The following is a 26,997-nucleotide window of genomic DNA, read 5'->3' as shown; positions in this document are numbered from 1 at the left end:
CAGGCCGACTCGACCAGTGAGCTATTACGCTTTCTTTAAATGATGGCTGCTTCTAAGCCAACATCCTGGCTGTCTGTGCCTTCCCACATCGTTTCCCACTTAACCATGACTTTGGGACCTTAGCTGGCGGTCTGGGTTGTTTCCCTCTTCACGACGGACGTTAGCACCCGCCGTGTGTCTCCCGTGATAACATTCTTCGGTATTCGTAGTTTGCATCGGGTTGGTAAGCCGGGATGGCCCCCTAGCCGAAACAGTGCTCTACCCCCGAAGATGAGTTCACGAGGCGCTACCTAAATAGCTTTCGGGGAGAACCAGCTATCTCCCGGTTTGATTGGCCTTTCACCCCCAGCCACAGGTCATCCGCTAATTTTTCAACATTAGTCGGTTCGGTCCTCCAGTTAGTGTTACCCAACCTTCAACCTGCCCATGGCTAGATCACCGGGTTTCGGGTCTATACCCTGCAACTTAACGCCCAGTTAAGACTCGGTTTCCCTTCGGCTCCCCTATACGGTTAACCTTGCTACAGAATATAAGTCGCTGACCCATTATACAAAAGGTACGCAGTCACCCCATAAAGAGGCTCCCACTGCTTGTACGTACACGGTTTCAGGTTCTTTTTCACTCCCCTCGCCGGGGTTCTTTTCGCCTTTCCCTCACGGTACTGGTTCACTATCGGTCAGTCAGGAGTATTTAGCCTTGGAGGATGGTCCCCCCATATTCAGACAGGATACCACGTGTCCCGCCCTACTCTTCGAGTTCACAACCTGTGCATTTTCGTGTACGGGACTATCACCCTGTACCGTCGGACTTTCCAGACCGTTCCACTAACACACAAGCTGATTCAGACTCCGGGCTGCTCCCCGTTCGCTCGCCGCTACTGGGGGAATCTCGGTTGATTTCTTTTCCTCGGGGTACTTAGATGTTTCAGTTCCCCCGGTTCGCCTCGTTAACCTATGTATTCAGTTAACGATAGTGCAACGGATTGCACTGGGTTTCCCCATTCGGACATCGCCGGGTCAAAGGTTCATATCACCTCGCCGGCGCTTTTCGCAGATTAGCACGTCCTTCATCGCCTCTGACTGCCAGGGCATCCACCGTGTACGCTTAGTCGCTTAACCTCACAACCCGAAGATGTTTCACTTCATGATTGCGAAAATTTGAGAGACTCGAACACACATGAGCTGTGTGTCGTTTCAATTTTCAGCTTGATCCAGATTTTTAAAGAGCAAATATCTCAAACATGACTCGCAAGTCAGTTTTGAGATATGACGGCAGGTGACTTTCACTCACGAACCAGCAAGTGGCGTCCCCTAGGGGATTCGAACCCCTGTTACCGCCGTGAAAGGGCGGTGTCCTGGGCCTCTAGACGAAGGGGACGTACAGTCTCAATCGCAAGACGCCTTGCTATTTACTTTTCATCAGACAATCTGTGTGGACACTACAAAGGCAGGTTCTTTAAGGTAAGGAGGTGATCCAACCGCAGGTTCCCCTACGGTTACCTTGTTACGACTTCACCCCAGTCATGAATCACAAAGTGGTAAGCGCCCTCCCGAAGGTTAAGCTACCTACTTCTTTTGCAACCCACTCCCATGGTGTGACGGGCGGTGTGTACAAGGCCCGGGAACGTATTCACCGTGGCATTCTGATCCACGATTACTAGCGATTCCGACTTCATGGAGTCGAGTTGCAGACTCCAATCCGGACTACGACGCACTTTATGAGGTCCGCTTGCTCTCGCGAGGTCGCTTCTCTTTGTATGCGCCATTGTAGCACGTGTGTAGCCCTACTCGTAAGGGCCATGATGACTTGACGTCATCCCCACCTTCCTCCAGTTTATCACTGGCAGTCTCCTTTGAGTTCCCGGCCTAACCGCTGGCAACAAAGGATAAGGGTTGCGCTCGTTGCGGGACTTAACCCAACATTTCACAACACGAGCTGACGACAGCCATGCAGCACCTGTCTCAGAGTTCCCGAAGGCACCAATCCATCTCTGGAAAGTTCTCTGGATGTCAAGAGTAGGTAAGGTTCTTCGCGTTGCATCGAATTAAACCACATGCTCCACCGCTTGTGCGGGCCCCCGTCAATTCATTTGAGTTTTAACCTTGCGGCCGTACTCCCCAGGCGGTCGACTTAACGCGTTAGCTCCGGAAGCCACGCCTCAAGGGCACAACCTCCAAGTCGACATCGTTTACGGCGTGGACTACCAGGGTATCTAATCCTGTTTGCTCCCCACGCTTTCGCACCTGAGCGTCAGTCTTTGTCCAGGGGGCCGCCTTCGCCACCGGTATTCCTCCAGATCTCTACGCATTTCACCGCTACACCTGGAATTCTACCCCCCTCTACAAGACTCTAGCCTGCCAGTTTCGAATGCAGTTCCCAGGTTGAGCCCGGGGATTTCACATCCGACTTGACAGACCGCCTGCGTGCGCTTTACGCCCAGTAATTCCGATTAACGCTTGCACCCTCCGTATTACCGCGGCTGCTGGCACGGAGTTAGCCGGTGCTTCTTCTGCGGGTAACGTCAATCGACAGGGTTATTAACCCTGTCGCCTTCCTCCCCGCTGAAAGTACTTTACAACCCGAAGGCCTTCTTCATACACGCGGCATGGCTGCATCAGGCTTGCGCCCATTGTGCAATATTCCCCACTGCTGCCTCCCGTAGGAGTCTGGACCGTGTCTCAGTTCCAGTGTGGCTGGTCATCCTCTCAGACCAGCTAGGGATCGTCGCCTAGGTGAGCCGTTACCCCACCTACTAGCTAATCCCATCTGGGCACATCCGATGGCAAGAGGCCCGAAGGTCCCCCTCTTTGGTCTTGCGACGTTATGCGGTATTAGCTACCGTTTCCAGTAGTTATCCCCCTCCATCAGGCAGTTTCCCAGACATTACTCACCCGTCCGCCACTCGTCAGCAAAGCAGCAAGCTGCTTCCTGTTACCGTTCGACTTGCATGTGTTAGGCCTGCCGCCAGCGTTCAATCTGAGCCATGATCAAACTCTTCAATTTAAAAGTTTGATGCTCAATGAATTAAACTTCGTAATGAATTACGTGTTCACTCGTTGAGACTTGGTATTCATTTAGTGTCCGAGGACATTATGAATCCATGTCACTTTGAGTGCCCACACAGATTGTCTGATAAATTGTTAAAGAGCAGTGCCGCTACGTTTTCGCTGCGGCGCGGGGTGTGCATATTACGCTTTCCCGCTTCAGAGTCAAGCGTTTATTTTGCTTTTCTCTGCTGACCCGGCGGCTTGCGTGCCGTTGTTCCGTGTCAGTGGAGGCGCATTATAGGGAGTTCTTCTGAAGTGACAAGAGGTAATTTAAAAAAAGTTTCTGACCGTGTTTTTTTTCACCAAAAGCGATGAGATCAAGCTACAAATTGTTCTAATTGATGTATCTGCAACCACAATCACCCCTGAGATGGCATAATTAGCCGCATCAATATTTAAGGAATAAAAGCGATGCCATTAAGCGCACAACAGCTGGCAGCTCAAAAAAACCTGTCCTATGTGCTGGCAGAAAAGCTGGCTCAGCTGATCTTAGCGGGTAAATATGCCCCAGGTAGCATCCTGCCCAGCGAGATGGAGCTGGGGGATCAGTTTGGTGTAAGCCGTACCGCCGTTCGCGAAGCGGTAAAAACATTAACGGCGAAAGGGATGGTGCTTCCACGCCCGCGCATTGGCACCCGCGTTATGCCTCAGGGGAACTGGAACTTTCTCGATCAGGAGTTACTCACCTGGTGGATGACCGAAGATAACTTTAATCAGGTCGTCGATCACTTTCTGGTCATGCGCAGCAGTCTTGAGCCTCAGGCCTGTCTGCTTGCCGCCACGCTCGGCACAGCAGAGCAAAAAGCGCAGCTCAATACTTTTATGGAAGAGATGGTGGATCTGAAAAAGCACTTTAACCGCGAGCGCTGGATAGAGGTCGATATGGCCTGGCATGAACATATCTATAATATGAGCGGAAATCCTTTCCTGACCTCCTTTGCTTCTTTATTCCATTCTGTGTACCACACTTACTTTGCCTCTATCACACAGGATGAGGTGGTGAAGCTGGATCTGCATCAGGCGATAGTCGATGCCATTCAGGAAAGCGACGGGCAGCGAGCCCTGAGTGCGTGCCAGGCGTTGCTGGCCGCGCCAACCCACCAGCAGGTAAATAAATGACAGAGAAAAAAGCACGCAGTATGGCCGGATTGCCGTGGATTGCAGCCATGGCGTTCTTTATGCAGGCACTGGATGCCACTATCCTCAATACCGCCCTTCCCGCAATAGCCCAAAGCCTTAACCGCTCCCCACTGGCGATGCAATCCGCCATCATCAGTTATACCCTGACGGTGGCGATGCTCATTCCGGTCAGCGGCTGGCTGGCCGATCGTTTCGGCACGCGCAAAGTGTTTATGCTGGCGGTGACGCTGTTCACCCTCGGTTCTCTGGCTTGCGCCCTCTCTACCTCTCTGACGGAACTGGTTATCTTCCGCGTTCTACAGGGGATAGGCGGCGCGATGATGATGCCCGTCGCGCGTCTGGCGTTATTGCGCGCCTATCCGCGCAGCGAACTGCTCCCGGTGCTCAACTTTGTGACTATGCCGGGGCTGGTCGGCCCGATACTTGGCCCGGTTCTCGGCGGCGTACTGGTGACCTGGGCAAGCTGGCACTGGATCTTCCTGATTAATATTCCGATTGGTGTGGCAGGGCTGATTTATGCCCGCAAATATATGCCGAACTTCACCACGCCAAGACGCAGCTTCGATATGGGCGGCTTCTTCCTGTTTGGCCTGAGCCTGGTCCTGTTCTCCAGCGGGATGGAGCTGTTTGGCGAGATAATCGTAGCGACGTGGCTGGCGCTGGCCGTCATCCTCAGCGGTATTCTGCTGTTCCTTCTATATATCCGTCATGCGCGTCGCCATCCGACACCGCTTATCTCTTTATCTCTGTTTAACACCCGAACATTTTCCGTCGGGATCGCGGGCAATATTGCCTCGCGTCTGGGCACGGGCTGCGTACCGTTCCTGATGCCGCTGATGCTCCAGGTCGGTTTCGGCTATCCGGCCCTGATTGCTGGCTGCATGATGGCGCCCACAGCGATGGGCTCCATTCTGGCAAAATCGACGGTCACGCAGGTGCTGCGCTGGTTTGGCTATCGTAAGACGCTGGTTGGCGTGACGATCTTTATCGGATTGATGATTGCGCAGTTCTCCCTGCAATCTGCGGCGTTACCCATCTGGATGCTGATCCTGCCGCTGTTTGTGCTGGGTATGGCCATGTCGACGCAGTTTACGTCGATGAACACCATCACCCTTGCGGACCTCACCGACGAGAATGCCAGCAGCGGCAACAGCGTACTGGCGGTCACTCAACAGCTGTCGATCAGCCTCGGGGTTGCCGTGAGCGCGGCGGTACTGCGGTTTTATGAAGGGTTCGAGGGAACTAATACCGTTGAGCAGTTCCACTATACCTTTATCACTATGGGCGCGCTTACCGTGGTATCGGCGGTGGTCTTTATGTTGTTAAAACCAAAAGACGGCCGGAACCTGATTAAAGAGCGTCATAAAGATAAGGCTAAACCGAACCGCGTTCCATCAGAACAGGAGTAAGCTGCAAACGTTGCTGTTGCAGCGTGGGCTGAGCCATGCGGTGGATCAACACGTCGATGGCCAGCTCACCCAGTTCATCCTTCGGCTGATGAATGGTGGTCAGCGGCGGCGTCATGTAGCGCGCCAGTTCGATATCATCATAACCGACGATCGCCATGTCGTCCGGAACACGTAATCCCGCCTGATACAGCGCCTGATAAGCTCCGAATGCCATCGCATCGTTACCGATAAACACCGCCTGCGGGCGCGGCTCTTGCGCCAGCAGTTTCTGCATTGCTTCAAATCCACCATTAAATTCGAAATCGCCGGTGATGCGATAGCCATCAGGAATGGCAAGCCCCGCCCGTTCCATGGCCGAAAGATAGCCTTCCAGACGCAAGCGCGCCGGGGTTTTATCCAGCGGGCCGGTAATACAGGCAATGCGGGTATGACCTTTATCTATCAGATGCTGGGTCGCCATATCGCCACCCAGCAGCGAGTTATCCTGGATCAGATCGCTGGTGCCGTCGAACGGTGCCCAGTCCATCATGACCGTAGGAATAGAAGGGTAGCGCTGGATAATCTCTTTCGAGGGTTGATGCGTTTCGGTACAGAGCAGCAGCAGCCCGTCGACGCGTTTTTGCATCAGCGTCTCCAGGTTTCGGTTCATGCGCTGCTCATCGCCTTCGGTATTGCACAGCACCAGGCTGTAGCCGCGCTCGAAGCAGCTGCGCTCCACGCCGCGCACCAGTTCAGAATAAAAAGGGTTGGTACTGGCGGTGATCAGCATGCCGATGGTGCGCGTCTGGTTAAGCTTCAGGCTGCGGGCCAGCGCAGACGGCGCATAGTTGAGTTCTTTAATTGCAGCGTCAACTTTCTCCCGAATCGCCTCGCTGACGAAGCGATCCTTATTGATAACGTGGGAGACAGTCGAGGTAGAAACGCCCGCCATACGGGCGACATCTTTCATTGTGGCCAAGCGTTACCCCTGCTGACTTAAGAATTCATCAATCTCTTTACGCCATGGAACAGAAGGCTGAGCGCCTTTACGCGTCACCGCAATCGCGGCGGCGGCATGCGCGAAGCGAATCGCGTCATCCATTGCTTTTCCTTCCAGCAGCGCCGTTACCAGCGCACCGTTGAAGGTGTCACCTGCGGCGATGGTATCAATGGCTTTGACCTTAAAGCCCGGTACGCGACGGCCTTCGCCATTGACGCTAGCCCACACCCCACGGCTGCCGAGGGTGATGATCACGGTGCCGATGCCTTTATCATGCAGCGCAAGCGCGGCACGCGCGGCATCGTCATCATTTTCGACACGGATACCCGTCAGCTTTTCCGCTTCGGTTTCGTTCGGGGTGATGATATCCACCAGCGCCAGCAGCTCGTCTGATAATACACGGGCAGGCGCCGGGTTAAGTACGACAGACGTATGATTTTCATGCGCAATTTTCGCAGCGGCCAGCACGCTTTCAACCGGTGACTCCAGCTGCATCAGCAGAGCTTCCGCTCCGGCGATGATCCCACGCTGCGCTTCGACGCGTTCAGTCGTTAACGCGGCATTAGCCCCCGCATGAATACCGATGACATTCTCACCTTCCGCATTGACGAAAATCAGCGCCACGCCGGTAGATTCCCCTGCAACCACGCTGACGGGGGCGATGTCGATGTTGTCGCTTGCCAGCTGTTTGCGTACGCGCTCGCCGGTATCGTCATCACCTGTACAGGCGATAAACGCGATATTTGCCCCGCTGCGTCCGGCGGCAACTGCCTGGTTTGCGCCCTTACCGCCGAACGCGACCTGATACTGATTGCCGGTGACGGTTTCGCCCGGAGTGGGGAACGTTTCAAGGTTAAGAATGTGATCGGCATTGATACTGCCAAGGACGACGAGGTTGCCTGCGGTTTTCATGTATTGAGGTGTCCATCTGAGAGCGCCACCGGTATTACCCGGTGGCGTATGCCACACTTTTCTTTTATTTGGTGTCCCTCAGGCAGCCAGCGACTGCCTGAATCGCCTTTACTGCTTAATGACCAGTTTCAGGTCAACAGGATATTTGGCCTGAACTTTTTCGCCCTTCAGCACTTTATCGGCAGTTTGCACGCCAGTCGCGCCAATCTGCTCAGGCAGCTGAGCAATGGTCGCAGCCAGTTTGCCATCATTTACTGCTTTTTCACCATCCGGCGTGCCGTCAAATCCGACAACCATCACATCTGATTTACCCGCAGTCTGGAGCGCACGCAGCGCACCGAGCGCCATTTCGTCGTTCTGTGCGAATACCGCCTGCACATCAGGATGCGCGGTCAGCAGGTTCTGCATGACGTTCAGACCCTTTGTACGGTCGAAGTCTGCCGGCTGGCTCGCCAGCACGTTAAATTTGTGCGCCGCTACAGCCTGCTGGAAACCTTCACCACGTTCACGGGCCGCGGAAGTCCCGGCGATACCCTGCAACTCGATCACTTTCGCGCCTTCACCTGCTTTCTTCGCGATGTAGTCACCGGCGATTTTGCCGCCCAGTACGTTATCAGACGCAATATGGCTAACAACGTCGCCTTTGGTCGCCTGACGGTCCAGGGTGATTACCGGGATCTTCGCCTGGTTTGCCATCTTCACGGCGTTACCGACCGCGTCGGAATCGGTTGGGTTGATCAGCAGGATTTTGGTACCACGAACGGTTAAGTCCTGAACGTTAGCCAGCTCTTTCGCCGGGTTGTTCTGAGAATCCAGCACCACCAGGTTGTAACCCAGTTTGTCTGCTTCTTTCTGCGCGCCATCCTTCAGGGAGACGAAGAACGGGTTGTTCAGGGTAGAGACAACCAGCGCGATGGTATCTTTCGCCATGGCGTTAGCACTTACGGTTGCGCTCAGCGCGACAGCAGAAACCAGGGTAGCCAGTTTTTTCATGTTCATATCTAAGATGTCCTGTAGTGTCGTCAGTTACTGTTTTTTGTTGTCTACCAGTACCGCCAGCAAAATCACCACTGCCTTAACGATCATCTGGTAATAGGAGGAAACACCTAACAAATTCAAGCCATTATTCAGGAAACCGAGGATCAGTGCGCCGATCAATGTCCCAACAATGCGACCTTTACCGCCCGCAAGGCTCGTACCACCCAGAACCACTGCCGCGATGGCATCAAGCTCATAGCCCGTACCCGCCGTTGGCTGCGCGGAAGAGAGGCGCGCCACTTCGATGATGCCCGCCAGAGATGCCAGCAGACCGCACAGGGAGTAAACGATAATTTTAACTTTGTTGACGCTAATACCGGACAGACGCGTTGCCGATTCGTTACCGCCCAGCGCATAAATATAACGACCCAGACGGGTATGATGCAGCATGTACCATGCCGCCAGGAAGACGATAGCCATAATCCAGACTGGCGTCGGGATACCCAGCGGGCGTCCGATACCAAACCAGCCAAACAGATCGGCGTTTTCGGTAAAGCCGGTATTCACCGGGCTACCGTTGGTGTACACCATGGTGACGCCGCGCAGCAGCAGCATCATCACCAGCGTGGCGATGAACGCCTGTACGCGGCCTTTTGCCACAATCACGCCGGTTACCGCGCCAATCGCCGCGCCAGCCGCCAGCGCAGCGGCAACGGCCACCAGCGCGTTGACCTCAATACCGACAATCGACGCGGCAATCGCACCGGTGAGCGCCAGCAGGGAACCGACGGACAGATCGATACCCGAGGTCAAAATCACCAGCGTCATCCCCACCGCCATAATGGCGTTGACGGAGGTCTGCTGAAGAATGTTGAACAGGTTATTGACGGTAAAAAAGTTCGGGCTCATGGTCGAGACAATCGCGATCAGCACCAGCAGGGCAATCAGCGATTTTTGTTCCATCAGCCATGCCTTTGTGAAATAGCGGCGACCAGAAACAGCCTGGGTAGTCATCTTCTTACTCCTGATTCACGCGATTAAGCTTGCCCACAGCGGCAGCCATCAGAACTTCCTGGGTGGCCTGCTCGCGAGTGAATTCACCACCGAGATGCCCTTCATGCATGACGATAATGCGATCGCTCATGCCTAATACTTCTGGCATCTCGGAAGAGACCAGAATGATGCTCAGACCGTCGGCCTTGAATTGGTTAATCAGCTGATAGATCTCTTTTTTCGCGCCCACGTCAACGCCGCGAGTTGGCTCATCGAGGATCAGTACTTTCGGGCGCGTCATCAACCCGCGGGCAATCGCCACTTTCTGCTGATTACCGCCGGACAACAGGCCAATCGCCTGCTCCATCGATGGGGTTTTAACGTTAAAGAGACGGATAAAATCGCTGACCGCCTGCTGCTCATCTTTATGTTTCAGGCTGCCGCCGCTGCGGCTGAAATAGCGTAGCGCGGTCAGGGACATGTTCTCTTTTACCGACATGCCCAACACTAAGCCGTCACGCTTACGGTCTTCGGAGATATAGACAATGCCGTTCGCCAGGCCATCCTGCGGCGAGCGGGTGACCACCTCATGGCCGTCAAGGGTAACGTAGCCGCTGGTGCGCGGCAGTGCGCCATAGAGCACTTTCATCAGTTCGGTACGTCCCGCGCCCATCAGGCCCGCGACGCCAAGGATCTCGCCCTTGCGCAGGGTAAAGGAGACGTCATCCACGCCCGGCCCGCAGAGGTTATCCACCTTCAGGCGGATCTCTCCTGGCGCTTTGTCCAGACGCGGATACTGGTCTTCGAGCTTACGTCCCACCATCATTTCAATCAGCGAATCTTCGGTCAGCGTGGCCACTTCTCGCTCGGCAATGAACTGCCCGTCGCGGAAGACGGTGACGTCGTCGCAGATCTCGAAAATTTCTTTCATGCGGTGAGAGATATAGACAATGCCGCGCCCCTGGGATTTCAACTCACGGATCACGCGAAACAGGGATTCGGTTTCGGTATCGGTCAGGGCGTCGGTCGGTTCATCCATAATGATGACCTTCGACTCGAAGCTCAGCACCTTCGCGATCTCCACCATCTGCTGATCGCCGATGGAAAGGTCGCCCACCAGTCGGTCGCTCTTAAAGCGCAGATTCAGCTTCGCCAACAGTTTGTCCGCTTCGGCATACATGGTTTTCCAGTCGATTTTGCCAAACCGGTTCACGAACTCACGGCCGAGGAAGATGTTCTCCGCAATGGTGAGCTGCGGGATCAGGTTCAGCTCCTGGTGGATGATGCCAATGCCCGCTTCCTGAGAGGATTTCGGGCCGTTGAAGGTGGTCTCTTTACCCAGCCACAGCAGCGAACCGGCATCGCGTTGATAGATCCCGGTCAGCACTTTCATCATGGTGGATTTGCCTGCGCCGTTTTCGCCCACCAGCGCCATTACGCGCCCGGAATAGACGTTCAGCGCCGCGCCAGAGAGGGCTTTAACGCCCGGGAACGACTTATCGATCCCTTTGAGTTGCAGTAATGCGTCCATGATGGCCTCAGAAGGTGACGCCAGCACAGAGAATGATATTCGCATACGGGGAACACTCCCCGCTGCGAATCACCGCCTGACTGTCTGCGGTTTGTTGTTTGAACTGCTCGTGCGTTGTGTAACGAATTTCTATGGTGTTTCCCTGGTGCTGTTGCAGTTGCTCAATGTGGCTGAGCAACGTTTCGTGGAGTTGCGGATTATGTTGTTTGATTTCCGCCGCGAGAATGGCCGCCTCAACCTGCATCTCCGCCGTCACGACTTCCAGTACCTGCATGAACGAGGGTACGCCCTGCGTTAACGCCATATCGATACGGGTTGTGCTGCGCGGAACCGGTAAGCCTGCATCGCAAACCACCAGCGTATCGGTATGCCCAAGACGGGAAATTACCGATGAGATTTCTGAGTTGAGTACTGTGCCTTTCTTCATTTTTTGCTCCACTAGCGAAACGTTTCGCTAAAAACAGTGTAGCCGCAGAAGTGTTCAGAAAACCATCATGACGTAACGGATTTGTGATCGGCGTCGAAACGTTTCGCTAAGTGAAATGCAAAGGAGGTAAATGCAATACGGTAACCGTCAGGTTACCGTTTTTTATGTTTGCGCCCTCTCCCTGTGGGCTGAGGGTTCCCCACAAATTAATGCGAGCACTGAGCAATCCCCTCGCCCCTCCGGGGAGAGGGTTAGGGTGAGGGGAACATACGGCGGTGGTGGTCATTCCGTTCACTTTATGTTCCTTGCTACTCTGTAACGACATGACCGGTGAACGTGCCAGGGTGGCTCAGTCGCCACCACCCTGGCGACCCGGGCTCCCGGCGGTAAATCGCCGCTTCGCGGTGCCCTCGGCTTATTCCTTCCGGCTTATCGGGTACGGGCGGAGGCAACGTCCCTGTAAAGCCGCCCTCTCGGCGCATCCCTGCGCCTCGCCCCGGCCGGAAGGCAAACGCCTCAGCGATTTACAGCCGGACCAGGGCATCGCTGACAGCCCTCAGTCATTTAGAAAGCAACTTTATTGCTTCTGCATAAAAAAATTACTGGGGATCCCTCAGCCCTGTGGGAGAGGGGCAGGGTGAGGGCATCAGGCCGCACTGAGAATTAAATCTCGACCTGCGTCCCCAGCTCAATCACGCGGTTAGGCGGGATCTCAAACTGGTCAGGCGCACGCAGGGCGTTACGTTGCAGGATGAGATACAGCTTGCCGCGCAGGCGCAGATACCATGGGCGCTTGCCGATGATCAGCGACTCGTGGGACATAAAGAACGATGTCTCCATCATGCGGCAACTCAGCCCTTCCAGACCGCAGCGGTGGAATACCTCTTCCACGTTCGGCGTTTCGCGCCAGCCGTAGCTTGCCACCACGCGCCAGAAGGTTGGCGACAGCTGCTCAATCTGTACGCGTCGCACGTTGTGAACATACGGCGCATCTTCGGTACGCAGCGTCAGCAGGATCACGCGCTCGTGCAGCACTTTGTTGTGCTTAAGGTTATGCATCAGCGCAAACGGGATCACGTTCAGCGCACGAGACATATACACCGCCGTACCCGACACACGCACCGGCGGGGATTTCTCCAGCGAGGCGATCATCGCCTCCAGAGAATTACCGTGCTCATGCATACGACGCAGCAGGCGGAAACGTTCGCTCTTCCACGTCGTCATCACGATGAACATCACCAGACCCAGCGTCAGCGGCAGCCAGCCACCGGAGACAATCTTGTCGAGGTTCGCAGAGAACAGCGGTACGTCGATGCAGAGGAAGCCAACCAGGATCAGCCCCACGAGGAACTTATTCCAGTGCCAGTTACGGTACGCCACGGTGGTGGAGAGAATAGAGGTCAACACCATCGTTCCGGTTACCGCGATACCGTACGCCGCCGCCAGATTACTGGAGTGCTCGAAGCTGACGATAACAATCACCACCGCGAAATAGAGCAGCCAGTTGACGAACGGAATGTAGATCTGGCCTGACTCCATTTCAGAGGTATGGATAATGCGCATCGGCGAGAGATACCCCAGACGCACGGCCTGACGCGTCAGGGAGAATACACCGGAAATAACAGCCTGAGAGGCAATGACCGTCGCCAGCGTCGCCAGGATCAGCATCGGAACCAGCGCCCAGTCCGGCGCCAGCAGGAAGAACGGGTTTTTAATCGCTTCAGGATGGGCAAGCAACAGCGCGCCCTGGCCGAAGTAATTCAGCACCAGTGAAGGCAGAACAACGCTAAACCAGGCGACGCGAATTGGGAGTTTCCCGAAGTGGCCCATATCTGCATACAGCGCTTCAACACCGGTAATGGAAAGCACTACCGCGCCCAGCGCCACAAACGACACCACTTTATATTCCAGGAAGAAATGCACCGCCCACATTGGGTTCAGCGCGTGCAGGACATCCGGGTTGGCAATAATACTGCGTAAGCCCAGCGCCGCCAGGATCAGGAACCAGGCCAGCATAATAGGCGCGAACAGCTTACCCACCAGCCCGGTACCGTGTTTTTGTATAGCAAACAGCAACGTCAGCACGATAATAGCGAGTGGCACCACCCACGTATCAAGCTGAGGCGCGACAATCTCCAGCCCCTCTATGGCCGACATCACCGAAATCGCTGGCGTAATCACGACTTCCCCATAGAAGAAGCTGCCGCCAATCAGGCCAATGATGACCAGCACGGAGGTCATTCTTGCAGACGTATTGCGCCCAGCAAGTGACATCAGGGTCAGAATACCGCCCTCGCCCGCGTTATCAGCCCGCATAACGAAAGAGAGATACTTAAGGGAGACCACCAGGATCAGCAGCCAGAAGATGAGCGAGAGGAAACCAAATACGGCGTCACGCTCTACACCAAAACCAAACTGACCGGACAAACATTCACGAAGCGTATAAAGCGGGCTGGTGCCGATATCACCGTAGACAACCCCGATCGCTGCAAGCGTTACTGCGGGTAATGATTGCTTATTATCAGTGCTCATAGACTAGTCTTTTCGTTTGAATAACAAATGTGTGCTTAGTCCCTTGGCCCACAAAAAGCGCACAGTATGCACGATTCAATGCAAAATCGTACCCCTAAATGCAGCCGCATTAATGTAGCGCAAAGAAAATAGCGCCGCACTTCAGCCTATTACCAGGCCAGACCGAAACGTCTATACTCGCTTCAATTAGCCGCCACGACGGCGAAAGGATGCAAAACTATTATGGCTCACTCACATTTATTAGCAGAAAGAATTTCCCGCCTCAGCAGTGCGCTGGAGAAAGGCCTATACGAGCGTAGCCACGCCATTCGCCTCTGTTTACTGGCGGCGCTGAGCGGGGAAAGCGTGTTTCTGCTGGGTCCGCCGGGCATTGCCAAAAGTCTGATCGCACGCCGCCTCAAATTCGCTTTCCAGAACGCTCGCGCATTCGAGTATTTGATGACGCGCTTCTCCACGCCGGAAGAAGTTTTCGGCCCGCTCTCCATTCAGGCGTTAAAAGATGAGGGACGCTATGAACGTCTGACGGCGGGCTATCTCCCGGAAGCTGAAATCGTCTTTCTTGATGAGATCTGGAAAGCCGGCCCGGCCATTCTGAATACCCTGCTGACGGCAATCAACGAACGCCGCTTCCGCAACGGCGCGAGCGAAGAGAAGATCCCCATGCGGTTGCTGGTGGCCGCGTCTAACGAACTTCCCGAAGCCGACAGCAGCCTGGAAGCGCTGTATGACCGCATGCTGATCCGCCTGTGGCTGGATAAAGTCCAGGACAAATCGAACTTCCGCTCAATGCTGGTAAGCCAGCAGGACGAAAACGAAAATCCGGTGGCACCATCATTACAGGTCACGGACGAAGAGTATGACCAGTGGCAGGAAGAGATAGGCAAAATTAAGCTGCCCGATGCCGTCTTTGAGCTGATCTTCATGCTGCGCCAGCAGCTTGATTTATTGCCCTCCGCGCCGTACGTCTCCGACCGTCGCTGGAAAAAAGCCATTCGTCTGCTTCAGGCAAGCGCCCTGTTCAGCGGCCGCGATGCTGTCGCCCCCATCGATCTGATCCTGCTGAAAGACTGTCTGTGGCACGACGCAGAAGGGATGAATCTGATGCAGCAGCAGCTGGACGTTTTGATGACCGGGCACGCGTGGGGTCAGCAATCCATGCTTAATCAACTGGGGGCGATTGCCCAACGTCGTCTTCAGCTTCAGCAGCAGCAAAGTGACAAAACCGCGCTGAAGGTGAACCGTCTTGGCGGGATGTTTGCCCGTAAACCGCACTATGAACTGCCAGCCGAGCTGACTGACGCCTCGCTCACGCTTCTTCTTCAGCAGCCGCTAAAGCTTCATGATATGCAGGTGGTGCACGTGACGATCGAACGCGTTGCGCTGGTTCAGTGGCTGGATAAGGGCGGCGAGATCCGCGGTAAACTCAACGGTATCGGCTTTGCACAGCCGCTGTCGATGGAAGTCGACAGCAGCCAGCACCTTGTGATCCGCGACGTCAGCCTTCAGGGATCGCGCCTGGCGCTGCCGGGCACGGCCTCTGACAGTCTTCCGGAGGAGATCAAACAGCAGCTCGAAGCGCTGGATAACGAATGGCATCAGCAGCACACACGCTTCAGCGAGCAGCAGAAATGCCTCTTTATCCATAGCGACTGGTTAGGTCGCATTGAAGCCAGCTTGCAGGATGTCAGCGCGCAGATTAAACAGGCGCGTCAATGCTAACGCTGGACACGCTTAACGTCATGCTGGCGGTTAGCGAGGAAGGGTTGATCGAAGAGGTCGTCATTACCCTGCTCGCTTCACCGCAGCTGGCGGCCTTCTTTGAAAAATTTCCGAAGCTCAGAAAAGCAATGACGGACGATCTTCCCCGCTGGCGCGATAACCTGCGCCAGCGGTTTAAGGAGACGGAAGTCCCGCCGGAACTGACAGAGGAAGTGGCTGGTTACCAGCAGTGCCAGCGGCTTTCAACGCCGCAGTTTATTGCCCAGCTACAGCAAACCCTGACGCTGCTAGATAACGTTCACTCCCCGTTTGCCAGCCAGGCCAGAGCGCTGGTCACGGACAACCCCAGCTTTACTCCCGCCCTGCATACGCTGTTTTTACAGCGCTGGCGGCTCAGTCTTGTCGTTCAGGCCACCTCTCTCAACCAGCAGTTGCTGGACGAAGAGCGCGAACAGCTGTTAAGCGAAGTTCAGGAGCGGATGACGTTAAGCGGCCAGCTAGAACAGGTGCTGGTGGAGAATGAAAACGCCGCCGGTCGACTCTGGGATATGAGTGCCGGTCAGTTAAAACGTGGCGATTATCAGTTGATCGTGAAGTACGGCGACTTTCTGGCACAACAGCCGGAGCTGATGAAGCTTGCAGAACAGCTTGGTCGTTCCCGGGAGGCCAGGTCAATTCCAAAGAAAGATGCGCCGATGGAAACCTTTCGTACGCTGGTACGCGAGCCCTCCACCGTACCGGAGCAGGTGGACGGCTTACAGCAAAGCGATGATATCCTGCGCCTGTTGCCTACGGAACTCAGCACGCTGGGAATGACCGAACTGGAGTATGAGTTTTATCGTCGGCTGGTGGAAAAACAGCTTCTTACCTATCGGTTGCATGGCGAAGCCTGGCGCGAAAAAATCAGCCAGCGCCCGGTGGTGCATCAGGACTTTGATGAGCAACCGCGCGGTCCATTCATTGTTTGCGTAGATACGTCCGGATCGATGGGGGGATTTAACGAGCAGTGTGCAAAAGCGTTCTGCCTGGCTCTGATGCGCGTGGCGCTCGCCGATCGTCGTCGCTGCTACATCATGTTATTTTCCAGCGAAGTGGTGGGGTATGAACTGACCAGCCCACAGGGGCTGGAGCAGGCGATCCGTTTTTTAAGCCAGCGCTTTCGCGGCGGCACCGATCTGGCCAGCTGTTTTCGCAGCATCATTGAGCGCATGCAGGGCGGAGACTGGTACGACGCGGATGCGGTGGTGATTTCCGATTTTATTGCCCAGCGACTGCCGGACGACGTCGTGAATAAAGTGAAGGAGATGCAGCGCGTGCATCAGCACCGCTTCCATGCCGTGGCGATGTCTGCACATGGAAAACCCGGCATCATGCGCATCTTCGATCACATCTGGCGCTTTGATACCGGGTTGCGTAGCCGCCTGCTCAGACGCTGGCGACGTTAATTAAAGAAGAGAACCGACGCTCTCACGTACCTGCTGCGGCCAGACCCCACACTGTACCTGACCGATATGGGACAGTTGCAACAGCAGCATGGTCAGACGAGACTGGCCAATACCACCGCCGATGGTCTGCGGCATTTCACCGCGCAGCAGCGCCTGGTGCCACTCCAGTTGCAGACGATCTTCATCACCGGTCACGGCCAGCTGACGCTTCAGTGCTTCAGCATCCACGCGGATCCCCATCGAAGAGAGTTCAAACGCATCTTCCAGAACCGGGTTCCAGACCAGGATATCGCCGTTCAGACCGGCATATTCGCTCTCGCCCACGGTGCTCCAGTCATCGTAATCCGGCGCACGGACGTCGTGACGTTTACCATCAGACAATTTCCCGCCAATGCCGATCAGGAATACCGCGCCCAGCTCTTTGGCGATCGCGCGTTCACGGCCTTTGGCATCCAGATCCGGGAAACGGCTCAGCAACTCCTGACTGTGAACAAAGTGGATCGTTTCCGGCAGGAACGGTGCCAGACCAAACTCTTTGCTCACGGCCGCTTCGGTCGCTTTGATCCCGGCGTAGATCGCCTCAACGGTAGATTTCAGCGTACCGACGTGACGCTCGCCGTCACCCATTACGCGCTCCCAGTCCCACTGGTCAACGTAGACAGAGTGAATGGGGGAGAGGCGGTCTTCATCGGGGCGAAGGGCTTTCATATGCGTGTAAAGCCCTTCGCCCGCGCTGAAGTCGTGTTGTCCCAGGGTTTGACGCTTCCACTTCGCCAGGGAATGAACCACTTCGAACTGGGCGTCTGGCAGTGTTTTCACTTTTACCTGTACCGCTTTTTCGCAACCAGACAAGTTATCCTGCGTCCCGTCACCCACGCGGCTCAGAATCGGCGCCTGCACTTCAATAAGGCCAAGCTTCTCTTCCAGCTGCCGAGAAAAATGGGATTTAACGAAACTGATCTGGCGTTGTTTTGCGATGTAAGCGGTTTTCATTATTTATACTCCTGCGTCCTGTTAATACTGATTAAGCAACAGAACAGGCGCTTAATTCAATAACCCATCAACAAAAAGCCACCTTCACTTTTGATTCGTTAAAATAAGGCGCTAGAATAGAAGGAATCATTAATCTTCATAAGAAAAACCTATGGAAAATTATCAGATCGACAATCTGGACCGCGGCATTCTGGAAGCGCTCATGGCCAACGCACGCACCGCGTATGCCGAACTGGCGAAACAATTTGGCGTCAGCCCGGGGACCATTCACGTTCGCGTAGAGAAAATGAAGCAGGCCGGGATCATCACCGGCGCACGCATTGATGTCAGCCCGAAGCAACTCGGCTACGACGTCTGCTGCTTCATTGGCATTATTCTGAAAAGCGCCAAAGATTACCCCTCCGCGCTGGAGAAGCTGAACGCGCTGGATGAAGTCACTGAGGCGTACTACACCACCGGGCACTACAGCATCTTTATAAAGGTCATGTGCCGATCCATCGACGCCCTCCAGCAGGTACTTATCAACAAGATCCAAACAATCGATGAAATTCAGTCCACCGAAACCCTGATCTCCCTGCAAAACCCGATTATGCGTACTATCCGCCCGTGATCGGGCAATTTCATTCCCACATTTTCCACAGGTAGATCCCAGCTCGTTCACAGCGTACAATGGCCGCCTCTTTATCTGAGCGAGCGATCAATGGCGGACATTACTCTTATCAGCGGCAGCACCCTGGGCGGTGCGGAATATGTAGCGGAACATCTGGCTGAGAAGCTGGAAGACGCGGGCTTTTCTACACAAACGCTGCACGGACCGCTGCTGGAAGATCTCCCGACTGACGGGGTCTGGCTGCTGATCACCTCCACGCACGGCGCGGGCGATCTGCCAGATAACCTGCAACCTTTATATGACGAACTGCTGGAACAACAGCCCGATCTGGCAAACGTCCGGTTTGGCGCTGTGGGGATCGGCAGCCGTGAATATGACACTTTCTGTGGCGCCATAGAGAAAGTAGAAGCTGCGGTGACCGCCTGCGGAGCAAAACAGCTGGGTGAAACGCTGAAGATCAACATCCTCGATCATGATATTCCCGAAGATCCAGCCGAGATCTGGCTCGCGGAATGGAAAAATTTACTCAAAAACGATTAAAGATCGTGCGATCAGATGTGGATAACTCTGGTTAAAAGCTCGTATTAACCCGTAGTTATCCAAAGAACAACGTTAGTTTAGTTTTTGACCTGTGTATAAAGTGGCGATCTGATCCCAGCTTATACGGTCCAGGATCACCGATCATTCACAGCAAACGATCCTTCCTAACTGCATGATCTTATTTATGGGATCGGACTTATCCACAAAGGTCTGCGATCCTAATAAGAGATCACAATAGAACAGATCTCTAAATAAAAAGATCTTCTTTTTAATAGCCCAGGATCCCAATGCTTTCTCGAAAGACTAAAGTTGAGTAGAATCCACGGCCCGGGCTTCAATCCATTTTCATACCGCTTTACGCGAGGCAGACCACCATGTTTTATCAGGATCCTTTTGACGTCATCATCATTGGCGGGGGTCACGCAGGCACTGAGGCCGCAATGGCCGCAGCGCGAATGGGTCAGCAGACCCTGCTTTTGACACACAATATCGACACGCTGGGACAAATGTCCTGTAATCCGGCGATTGGCGGCATTGGGAAAGGACACCTGGTAAAAGAAGTGGATGCACTTGGCGGCCTGATGGCGAAAGCGATCGATCATGCGGGCATTCAGTTTAGGATACTAAACGCGAGTAAAGGTCCGGCTGTTCGCGCCACCCGTGCACAGGCAGACCGCGTGCTTTACCGTCAGGCTGTGCGCACCGCGCTTGAAAACCAACCGAACCTGATGATCTTCCAGCAGGCTGTAGAAGATCTTATCGTGGAAAACGATCGTGTTGTTGGCGCCGTGACCCAGATGGGTCTCAAGTTCCGCGCAAAAGCGGTGGTGCTGACGGTCGGGACATTCCTGGACGGTAAAATCCATATTGGTCTGGACAACTACAGCGGTGGCCGTGCGGGCGATCCGCCGTCGATTCCGCTGTCTCGTCGTCTTCGTGAGCTGCCGCTGCGCGTAAGCCGCCTGAAAACCGGCACGCCGCCGCGTATTGATGCGCGTACCATTGATTTCAGCGTTCTGGCACAGCAGCACGGTGATAACCCGATGCCGGTGTTCTCGTTCATGGGCAATGCGGCGCAACATCCGCAGCAGGTGCCGTGCTACATCACGCACACCAATGAAAAAACCCATGACGTGATCCGCAGCAACCTCGATCGCAGCCCAATGTACGCCGGCGTGATCGAAGGGATCGGCCCACGTTATTGCCCGTCGATCGAAGATAAAGTGATGCGCTTTGCCGATCGTAACCAGCATCAGATCTTCCTCGAACCTGAAGGGCTGACCTCGAACGAAATTTACCCGAACGGCATCTCCACCAGCCTGCCGTTCGACGTGCAGATGCAGATTGTGCGTTCAATGCAGGGGATGGAAAACGCGAAGATCGTTCGTCCTGGCTACGCTATTGAGTACGATTTCTTCGATCCGCGTGACCTGAAGCCTACACTGGAAAGCAAATTCATCCAGGGTCTGTTCTTCGCAGGCCAGATTAACGGCACCACCGGGTACGAAGAAGCTGCCGCACAAGGGCTGCTGGCTGGTCTGAATGCCGCTCGCTTCTCTGCCGAGAAAGAGGGCTGGGCACCGGCGCGTTCTCAGGCTTACCTGGGTGTTCTGGTCGACGATCTCTGCACGCTGGGGACCAAAGAACCGTACCGCATGTTTACTTCTCGTGCGGAATATCGCCTGATGCTGCGCGAAGACAATGCCGATCTGCGTCTGACCGAGGTGGGCCGCGAATTGGGTCTGGTGGATGACGAACGCTGGGCGCGCTTCAACGAGAAGCTGGAGCGTATCGAACAGGAACGTCAGCGCCTGAAAACCACCTGGGTGAATCCGCAGGCGGAAACTGCTGCTGAAGTGAACGCTCACTTAACTGCGCCGCTTTCGCGCGAAGCCAGTGGTGAAGATCTGCTGCGCCGTCCTGAAGTCACCTACGAGAATCTGGTCAAACTGACCGCGTTCGCACCGGGCCTTGAAGACGCTGAAGCGGCTGAACAGGTCGAGATTCAGGTGAAATACGAAGGTTACATCGCGCGTCAGCAGGATGAGATCGAAAAACAGCAGCGCAACGAAAATACGCTGCTGCCGGAAATGCTGGACTATCGTCAGGTGACGGGGCTTTCCAACGAAGTGATCGCTAAGCTGAACGATCACAAACCTGTGTCGATTGGCCAGGCCTCACGTATCTCCGGCGTCACACCTGCCGCGATTTCGATTCTGCTGGTGTGGCTGAAAAAGCAGGGTATGCTGCGCCGCAGCGCGTAATTGACATTGCTTTTGGCGGGTGGCGCTTCGCTGACCCGCCCTACTTATTCGTAGGCCCGGTAAGCGGCAGCGCCACCGGGCAAAAAAACTCTCAACAGGTATCCACCGTGCTCAATAAACTCTCTCGTCTGCTGGAACAGGCAGGTATTTCGCTCACCGATCACCAGAAAAATCAGCTGGTGGCCTATGTCGATATGCTGAACAAATGGAATAAAGCGTACAACCTCACCTCCGTACGCGATCCCAACGAGATGCTGATTCGCCATATTCTCGATAGCATCGTTGTGGCGCCGTATCTTACCGGTGAACGTTTTATCGACGTGGGCACCGGTCCGGGCTTGCCGGGCGTTCCGTTGTCTATTGTTCGACCGGAGAGTCATTTCACGCTGCTGGACAGTCTGGGCAAGCGCGTACGCTTTTTACGACAGGTTCAGCATGAGCTGAAGCTGGAAAACATCACGCCCGTGCAGAGCAGGGTAGAGGAGTTCCCGGCAGAGCCACCGTTTGACGGCGTTATCAGCCGCGCGTTTGCCTCACTCAATGACATGGTGAGCTGGTGCAAACACCTGCCGGCGGATAAGGGCCGTTTTTATGCGCTGAAAGGGCAACTTCCGGGGGACGAAATAGAGCAGCTTCCGGACGGTTTTGCAGTGGAATCCATTGAAAAACTCCAGATCCCTCAGCTCGAAGGTGAGCGTCATCTGGTGATAATTAAGCCAAACACATTTTAAAAAATTAATAAAAAATGTGGAATTTGTGCTGTTCTGATGGTGTTAAAAAGCAGCACATCCAGTCTGATTTGGCCGTAGTTAATTTAACCTTGTTGTCACCATGGATTTTCTTATGGTTAACCTGAAGTGATTCGTTCACCCTGAAGATAGTCAACCATGAAAATATCAGCCTGCTAAAAGTGGGTAAAGGCAACAAGAATGAAATGTTAAATATTTATTAAGAATGTCAATAAAAGGTTTTTGTTGTATACGGCTCTGTTTTAAAAATAGTTGCGATTTTTTTGCTTTAATTTCAATCGGATGAAATAAATCGTTTTACGTCTTTGATAAATACCACTTTATCGCAAATGTGTATTTTGTGATCTCGTGCACGCTTTATCACCAACGTTTCCGCGCTGTTTGCAGTTTTGCCTGAAGGTTGGCACTGAGTTCAAAAGTTGAAAAATAGGACTGGGGAAAAATATTTAAACATTTATTCACCTTTTCGCTACTTAATGTTTGAAATCACGGGTACGCACCGTATAATTTGACCGCTTTTTGATGCTTGACTCTGAGCCTTAAAGGACGTTTTATACGACACGCGGCATACCTCGAAGGGAGCAGGAGTAAAAACGTGATGTCTGTGTCGCTCTTGAGTAGAAACGTTGCTCGTAAGCTTCTGTTCATTCAGTTTCTGGCTGTGATAGCAAGTGGACTGCTGTTTAGCCTCAAAGACCCCTTCTGGGGCATCTCCGCCGTGTGCGGGGGTTTGGCGGTGGTTCTGCCAAACGTGTTGTTTATGATTTTTGCCTGGCGTCATCAGGCGCATACACCCGCCAAAGGCCGCGTGGCCTGGTCCTTCGCTCTCGGCGAAGTGTGTAAGGTGTTGCTGACCTTTGCTCTACTGGTGATGGCGCTGGCGGTTTTGAAAGTGGTATTCATGCCGCTGATAGCAACGTGGGTTTTGGTGCTGGTGGTACAAGTTCTGGCTCCAGCTGTAATCAATAACAAAGGGTAAAAGGCATCATGGCTTCAGAAAATATGACGCCGCAGGATTACATAGGTCACCATCTGAATAACCTTCAGCTGGACCTGCGTACATTCTCGCTGGTGGATCCACATAACCCCCCGGCCACCTTCTGGACGATCAACATCGACTCCATGTTCTTCTCGGTGGTTTTGGGTCTTCTGTTCCTGGCCATGTTCCGCGGTGTTGCTAAACGAGCGACCAGCGGTGTTCCAGGGAAATTCCAGACGTTCATCGAGATGATCATCGGCTTCGTCCATGGCAGCGTCAAAGACATGTACCATGGTAAGAGCAAGCTGATTGCTCCGCTGGCCCTGACCGTGTTCGTTTGGGTCTTCCTGATGAACCTGATGGACCTTCTGCCTATCGATTTCCTGCCGTGGATCGGCGAGCATGTCTTCGGTCTGCCTGCCCTGCGCGTGGTTCCGTCTGCCGACGTGAACATCACCCTGTCGATGGCGCTGGGCGTATTTATCCTGATTCTTTTCTACAGCATCAAAATGAAAGGCGTAAGCGGCTTTGTGAAAGAGCTTACCTTGCAGCCGTTCAACCACTGGGCGTTTATTCCGGTCAACCTGATCCTGGAAGGCGTTAGCCTGCTGTCCAAACCTGTTTCACTGGGTCTGCGACTGTTCGGCAACATGTATGCGGGTGAGCTGATTTTCATTCTGATCGCGGGTCTTCTGCCGTGGTGGTCACAGTGGATTCTGAATGTGCCATGGGCCATTTTCCACATCCTGATCATTACGCTGCAAGCCTTTATCTTCATGGTTCTGACGATCGTCTATCTGTCGATGGCGTCTGAAGAGCACTGATTTTTTACCAACACTACTACGTTTTAATTGAAACAAACTGGAGACTGTCATGGAAAACCTGAATATGGATCTGCTGTACATGGCTGCCGCTGTGATGATGGGTCTGGCGGCTATCGGTGCTGCGATCGGTATCGGCATCCTCGGGGGCAAATTCCTGGAAGGCGCAGCGCGTCAACCTGATCTGATTCCTCTGCTGCGTACTCAGTTCTTTATCGTTATGGGTCTGGTGGATGCAATCCCAATGATCGCTGTAGGTCTGGGTCTGTACGTGATGTTTGCTGTCGCGTAGTAGTTGTTTTAAAACCCCAAGCCACAGAAATTTAAGAGGTATTGTGCTGTGAACATGAACGCAACAATCCTCGGCCAGGCCATCGCGTTTATTCTCTTTGTCTGGTTCTGCATGAAGTATGTATGGCCGCCTTTAATGGCTGCCATCGAAAAACGTCAGAAAGAAATTGCTGACGGTCTGGCTTCCGCAGAACGCGCTAAGAAAGATTTGGACCTTGCACAGGCCAACGCGACAGACCAGCTGAAAAAAGCGAAAGCTGAAGCTCAGGTAATCATTGAACAGGCTAACAAACGCCGTTCTCAGATCCTGGACGAAGCCAAAGCTGAAGCAGAACAGGAACGTACTAAGATCGTGACACAGGCTCAGGCTGAAATTGAAGCTGAGCGTAAACGTGCTCGTGAAGAACTGCGTAAGCAGGTTGCGATTCTGGCTGTTGCTGGCGCCGAGAAGATCATCGAACGTTCCGTGGATGAAGCTGCTAACAGCGACATCGTGGACAAACTTGTCGCTGAACTGTAAGGAGGGAGGGGCTGATGTCTGAATTTGTTACGGTAGCTCGCCCCTACGCCAAAGCAGCTTTTGACTTTGCTGTCGAACACCAAAATGTCGATCGCTGGCAGAATATGCTGGCGTTTGCCGCTGAGGTGACGAAAAACGAACAAATGGCCGAGTTGCTTTCTGGTGCGTTAGCGCCTGAAACCCTCGCCGCGTCGTTTATCGCCGTGTGCGGAGAGCAACTGGATGCCAACGGCCAGAACCTGATTAAGGTGATGGCGGAAAATGGTCGTCTCCGTGTGCTCCCGGATGTTCTCGAGCAGTTTGAGCACTTACGTGCCCTTAGTGAAGCTACCGCTGAAGTTGAAGTAACTTCCGCGACTGAACTGAGTGATGAACAGCTTGCGAAAATCACCGCCGCGATGGAAAAACGTCTGTCACGCAAAGTTAAGCTGAATTGCAAAATCGATAAGTCTGTAATGGCAGGCGTAATCATCCGTTCGGGTGATATGGTCATTGATGGCAGCGTACGCGGCCGTCTTGAGCGCCTTGCAGACGTCTTGCAGTCTTAAGGGGACTGGAGCATGCAACTGAATTCCACCGAAATCAGCGAACTGATCAAGCAGCGCATTGCTCAGTTCAGTGTTGTGAGTGAAGCTCACAACGAAGGTACTATTGTTTCTGTAAGTGACGGTGTTATCCGCATCCACGGCCTGGCCGATTGTATGCAGGGTGAGATGATTTCCCTGCCGGGTAACCGTTACGCTATCGCACTGAACCTGGAGCGCGACTCCGTAGGTGCCGTTGTGATGGGTCCATACGCTGACCTTGCCGAAGGCATGAAGGTTAAGTGTACTGGCCGTATTCTGGAAGTGCCGGTTGGCCGTGGCCTGCTGGGTCGCGTTGTTAACACCCTGGGTGCGCCAATCGACGGTAAAGGTCCGGTTGAGCACGATGGCTTCTCTCCAATCGAAGTTATCGCACCAGGCGTTATCGACCGTCAGTCCGTTGATCAGCCAGTGCAGACGGGTTATAAGTCCGTTGATGCCATGATCCCAATCGGTCGTGGTCAGCGTGAACTGATCATCGGTGACCGTCAGACCGGTAAAACCGCGATGGCAATCGACGCCATCATCAACCAGCGTGATTCCGGCATCAAATGTGTGTACGTGGCTATCGGCCAGAAAGCGTCCACCATTTCCAACGTGGTTCGTAAACTGGAAGAGCACGGCGCACTGTCTAACACCATCGTTGTGGTAGCTACCGCGTCTGAATCTGCTGCACTGCAATACCTGGCACCATACGCTGGTTGCGCAATGGGTGAATACTTCCGTGACCGCGGTGAAGATGCGCTGATCGTATACGATGACCTGTCTAAACAGGCTGTTGCTTATCGTCAGGTTTCCCTGCTGCTCCGTCGTCCACCAGGACGTGAAGCATTCCCGGGCGACGTATTCTACCTCCACTCTCGTCTGCTGGAGCGTGCTTCCCGCGTTAATGCGGAATACGTCGAGAACTTCACCAAAGGTGAAGTGAAGGGTAAAACAGGTTCTCTGACCGCTCTGCCGATCATTGAAACCCAGGCGGGTGACGTTTCTGCGTTCGTTCCGACCAACGTAATCTCCATTACCGATGGTCAGATCTTCCTGGAAACCAACCTGTTTAACTCCGGTATTCGTCCGGCGGTTAACCCGGGTATCTCCGTATCCCGTGTGGGTGGTGCTGCTCAGACCAAGATCATCAAGAAACTGTCCGGTGGTATCCGTACCGCGCTGGCACAGTATCGTGAACTGGCTGCGTTCTCTCAGTTCGCATCCGATCTGGACGAAGCAACCCGTAAACAGCTGAGCCACGGTCAGAAAGTGACCGAGCTGCTGAAGCAGAAACAGTACGCGCCAATGTCTGTTGCTCAGCAGGGCCTGGTACTGTTCGCGGCTGAACGCGGTTACCTCGAAGATGTGGAACTGGCGAAAATCGGTAGCTTCGAAGCCGCTCTGCTGGCTTACGTCGACCGTGATCACGCTCCGCTGATGCAAGAGATCAACCAGACCGGTGGCTATAACGACGAAATCGAAGGCAAGCTGAAAGCTATCCTCGATTCCTTCAAAGCAACCCAATCCTGGTAATCGTCCGGCGGCTTGT

At 54.1% G+C, this 26,997-nt stretch carries 22 protein-coding genes, 1 tRNA gene and 2 rRNA genes; 14 read left to right on the top strand and 11 right to left on the bottom strand.

The window, feature by feature from the left end; all coding sequences use genetic code 11:
- The 3 genes from L350_RS0122645 to L350_RS02975 form a co-directional block, all read right to left on the bottom strand.
- Positions 1-1,118: ribosomal RNA gene (locus L350_RS0122645) — 23S ribosomal RNA — on the bottom strand; the annotation flags it as partial.
- Between the two features lie 183 nt (positions 1,119-1,301).
- Positions 1,302-1,377: transfer RNA gene (locus L350_RS02970), tRNA-Glu, on the bottom strand.
- A gap of 84 nt (positions 1,378-1,461) precedes the next feature.
- Positions 1,462-3,003: ribosomal RNA gene (locus tag L350_RS02975) — 16S ribosomal RNA — on the bottom strand.
- A gap of 455 nt (positions 3,004-3,458) precedes the next feature.
- Here L350_RS02975 and L350_RS02980 point away from each other — a divergent pair.
- Positions 3,459-4,166: a FadR/GntR family transcriptional regulator gene (locus L350_RS02980; protein WP_023298937.1), complete on the top strand. Its 708-nt coding sequence runs from the start codon at positions 3,459-3,461 to the stop codon at positions 4,164-4,166.
- Positions 4,163-5,596, top strand: coding sequence for a multidrug transporter subunit MdtD (gene mdtD / locus L350_RS02985; protein WP_032626726.1), 1,434 nt, complete (start codon positions 4,163-4,165; stop codon positions 5,594-5,596). Before L350_RS02980 ends, mdtD begins: the two co-directional genes overlap by 4 nt.
- Here the strand turns inward: mdtD and rbsR are convergent.
- The 7 genes from rbsR to kup form a co-directional block, all read right to left on the bottom strand.
- Positions 5,562-6,554 (bottom strand): ribose operon transcriptional repressor RbsR, encoded by a 993-nt coding sequence (gene rbsR / locus L350_RS02990; RefSeq protein ID WP_072202236.1) that lies wholly within the window; start codon positions 6,552-6,554, stop codon positions 5,562-5,564. The genes mdtD and rbsR overlap by 35 nt on opposite strands.
- Positions 6,555-6,557: 3 nt before the next feature.
- The gene (gene rbsK / locus L350_RS02995; RefSeq protein ID WP_003862399.1) at positions 6,558-7,487 is read right to left on the bottom strand and encodes a ribokinase; all 930 of its coding nucleotides are present in this window, start codon (positions 7,485-7,487) and stop codon (positions 6,558-6,560) included.
- Between the two features lie 108 nt (positions 7,488-7,595).
- A complete protein-coding gene (rbsB, locus tag L350_RS03000) occupies positions 7,596-8,486 on the bottom strand; it encodes a ribose ABC transporter substrate-binding protein RbsB (RefSeq protein ID WP_003862397.1) in 891 nt (296 codons plus the stop codon).
- Between the two features lie 27 nt (positions 8,487-8,513).
- Complete coding sequence (rbsC, locus tag L350_RS03005) at positions 8,514-9,479, bottom strand: ribose ABC transporter permease (protein ID WP_022649866.1); 966 nt, start codon at positions 9,477-9,479, stop codon at positions 8,514-8,516.
- A gap of 4 nt (positions 9,480-9,483) precedes the next feature.
- Positions 9,484-10,989, bottom strand: coding sequence for a ribose ABC transporter ATP-binding protein RbsA (gene rbsA / locus L350_RS03010; RefSeq protein WP_022649867.1), 1,506 nt, complete (start codon positions 10,987-10,989; stop codon positions 9,484-9,486).
- A 7-nt stretch (positions 10,990-10,996) separates the two neighbouring features.
- Positions 10,997-11,416, bottom strand: a complete 420-nt coding sequence (gene rbsD, locus L350_RS03015; RefSeq protein WP_003862392.1) for a D-ribose pyranase — start codon at positions 11,414-11,416, stop codon at positions 10,997-10,999.
- 663 nt (positions 11,417-12,079) lie between these two features.
- Positions 12,080-13,948, bottom strand: a complete 1,869-nt coding sequence (gene kup / locus L350_RS03020) for a low affinity potassium transporter Kup (RefSeq protein WP_032626723.1) — start codon at positions 13,946-13,948, stop codon at positions 12,080-12,082.
- Between the two features lie 222 nt (positions 13,949-14,170).
- On the opposite strand from kup, the gene ravA reads away from it, so the two are divergent.
- A complete protein-coding gene (gene ravA / locus L350_RS03025) occupies positions 14,171-15,667 on the top strand; it encodes an ATPase RavA (RefSeq protein ID WP_022649869.1) in 1,497 nt (498 codons plus the stop codon).
- Positions 15,661-17,112 (top strand): ATPase RavA stimulator ViaA, encoded by a 1,452-nt coding sequence (viaA, locus tag L350_RS03030; RefSeq protein ID WP_022649870.1) that lies wholly within the window; start codon positions 15,661-15,663, stop codon positions 17,110-17,112. The genes ravA and viaA overlap by 7 nt, the downstream gene beginning before the upstream one ends.
- Here the strand turns inward: viaA and asnA are convergent, their stop codons facing one another.
- Positions 17,113-18,105, bottom strand: a complete 993-nt coding sequence (gene asnA / locus L350_RS03035; RefSeq protein ID WP_003862385.1) for an aspartate--ammonia ligase — start codon at positions 18,103-18,105, stop codon at positions 17,113-17,115.
- Between the two features lie 151 nt (positions 18,106-18,256).
- On the opposite strand from asnA, the gene asnC reads away from it, so the two are divergent.
- From asnC to atpA, 10 genes are all read left to right on the top strand, one after another.
- Complete coding sequence (asnC, locus tag L350_RS03040) at positions 18,257-18,715, top strand: transcriptional regulator AsnC (RefSeq protein WP_003862383.1); 459 nt, start codon at positions 18,257-18,259, stop codon at positions 18,713-18,715.
- A 90-nt stretch (positions 18,716-18,805) separates the two neighbouring features.
- Entirely contained in the window at positions 18,806-19,255 is a 450-nt protein-coding gene (gene mioC, locus L350_RS03045; protein ID WP_032626719.1) for an FMN-binding protein MioC, read from the top strand.
- Positions 19,256-19,629: 374 nt separating this feature from the next.
- Positions 19,630-21,519, top strand: coding sequence for a tRNA uridine-5-carboxymethylaminomethyl(34) synthesis enzyme MnmG (mnmG, locus tag L350_RS03050; protein ID WP_022649871.1), 1,890 nt, complete (start codon positions 19,630-19,632; stop codon positions 21,517-21,519).
- A 107-nt stretch (positions 21,520-21,626) separates the two neighbouring features.
- Positions 21,627-22,250, top strand: coding sequence for a 16S rRNA (guanine(527)-N(7))-methyltransferase RsmG (gene rsmG, locus L350_RS03055; RefSeq protein WP_022649872.1), 624 nt, complete (start codon positions 21,627-21,629; stop codon positions 22,248-22,250).
- Positions 22,251-22,866: 616 nt separating this feature from the next.
- Positions 22,867-23,247 carry a F0F1 ATP synthase subunit I gene (gene atpI / locus L350_RS03060; protein WP_008500194.1) on the top strand — a complete coding sequence of 127 codons (381 nt, stop codon included), beginning with the start codon at positions 22,867-22,869 and terminating at the stop codon, positions 23,245-23,247.
- Positions 23,248-23,255: 8 nt separating this feature from the next.
- Positions 23,256-24,071, top strand: coding sequence for a F0F1 ATP synthase subunit A (gene atpB / locus L350_RS03065; protein ID WP_022649873.1), 816 nt, complete (start codon positions 23,256-23,258; stop codon positions 24,069-24,071).
- A gap of 49 nt (positions 24,072-24,120) precedes the next feature.
- On the top strand, positions 24,121-24,360 hold the full coding sequence (gene atpE / locus L350_RS03070) for a F0F1 ATP synthase subunit C (RefSeq protein ID WP_000429386.1): 240 nt from the start codon (positions 24,121-24,123) through the stop codon (positions 24,358-24,360).
- A 48-nt stretch (positions 24,361-24,408) separates the two neighbouring features.
- Entirely contained in the window at positions 24,409-24,879 is a 471-nt protein-coding gene (gene atpF, locus L350_RS03075) for a F0F1 ATP synthase subunit B (RefSeq protein WP_003862370.1), read from the top strand.
- Between the two features lie 14 nt (positions 24,880-24,893).
- Positions 24,894-25,427 carry a F0F1 ATP synthase subunit delta gene (atpH, locus tag L350_RS03080; protein WP_003862369.1) on the top strand — a complete coding sequence of 178 codons (534 nt, stop codon included), beginning with the start codon at positions 24,894-24,896 and terminating at the stop codon, positions 25,425-25,427.
- A 12-nt stretch (positions 25,428-25,439) separates the two neighbouring features.
- Positions 25,440-26,981, top strand: coding sequence for a F0F1 ATP synthase subunit alpha (gene atpA, locus L350_RS03085; RefSeq protein ID WP_006808751.1), 1,542 nt, complete (start codon positions 25,440-25,442; stop codon positions 26,979-26,981).
- The last annotated feature ends 16 nt before the right edge of the window (positions 26,982-26,997 follow it).

It is taken from the genome of Enterobacter sp. MGH 4 (assembly GCF_000534735.1).
GTDB lineage: Bacteria > Pseudomonadota > Gammaproteobacteria > Enterobacterales > Enterobacteriaceae > Enterobacter > Enterobacter intestinihominis.
This window is presented reverse-complemented; position numbering and strand designations above follow the sequence as displayed.

Coding starts and splice junctions, on each gene's coding strand:
- rbsB (WP_003862397.1), bottom strand. CDS start 8,486: ATGAACATGAAAAAACTGGCTACCCTGGTTTCTGCTGTCGCGCTGAGC.
- ravA (WP_022649869.1), top strand. CDS start 14,171: ATGGCTCACTCACATTTATTAGCAGAAAGAATTTCCCGCCTCAGCAGT.
- viaA (WP_022649870.1), top strand. CDS start 15,661: ATGCTAACGCTGGACACGCTTAACGTCATGCTGGCGGTTAGCGAGGAA.
- atpE (WP_000429386.1), top strand. CDS start 24,121: ATGGAAAACCTGAATATGGATCTGCTGTACATGGCTGCCGCTGTGATG.
- rbsD (WP_003862392.1), bottom strand. CDS start 11,416: ATGAAGAAAGGCACAGTACTCAACTCAGAAATCTCATCGGTAATTTCC.
- atpH (WP_003862369.1), top strand. CDS start 24,894: ATGTCTGAATTTGTTACGGTAGCTCGCCCCTACGCCAAAGCAGCTTTT.
- kup (WP_032626723.1), bottom strand. CDS start 13,948: ATGAGCACTGATAATAAGCAATCATTACCCGCAGTAACGCTTGCAGCG.
- atpA (WP_006808751.1), top strand. CDS start 25,440: ATGCAACTGAATTCCACCGAAATCAGCGAACTGATCAAGCAGCGCATT.
- mdtD (WP_032626726.1), top strand. CDS start 4,163: ATGACAGAGAAAAAAGCACGCAGTATGGCCGGATTGCCGTGGATTGCA.
- asnC (WP_003862383.1), top strand. CDS start 18,257: ATGGAAAATTATCAGATCGACAATCTGGACCGCGGCATTCTGGAAGCG.
- rbsK (WP_003862399.1), bottom strand. CDS start 7,487: ATGAAAACCGCAGGCAACCTCGTCGTCCTTGGCAGTATCAATGCCGAT.
- mioC (WP_032626719.1), top strand. CDS start 18,806: ATGGCGGACATTACTCTTATCAGCGGCAGCACCCTGGGCGGTGCGGAA.
- asnA (WP_003862385.1), bottom strand. CDS start 18,105: ATGAAAACCGCTTACATCGCAAAACAACGCCAGATCAGTTTCGTTAAA.
- L350_RS02980 (WP_023298937.1), top strand. CDS start 3,459: ATGCCATTAAGCGCACAACAGCTGGCAGCTCAAAAAAACCTGTCCTAT.
- rbsC (WP_022649866.1), bottom strand. CDS start 9,479: ATGACTACCCAGGCTGTTTCTGGTCGCCGCTATTTCACAAAGGCATGG.
- mnmG (WP_022649871.1), top strand. CDS start 19,630: ATGTTTTATCAGGATCCTTTTGACGTCATCATCATTGGCGGGGGTCAC.
- atpI (WP_008500194.1), top strand. CDS start 22,867: ATGTCTGTGTCGCTCTTGAGTAGAAACGTTGCTCGTAAGCTTCTGTTC.
- rbsA (WP_022649867.1), bottom strand. CDS start 10,989: ATGGACGCATTACTGCAACTCAAAGGGATCGATAAGTCGTTCCCGGGC.
- atpB (WP_022649873.1), top strand. CDS start 23,256: ATGGCTTCAGAAAATATGACGCCGCAGGATTACATAGGTCACCATCTG.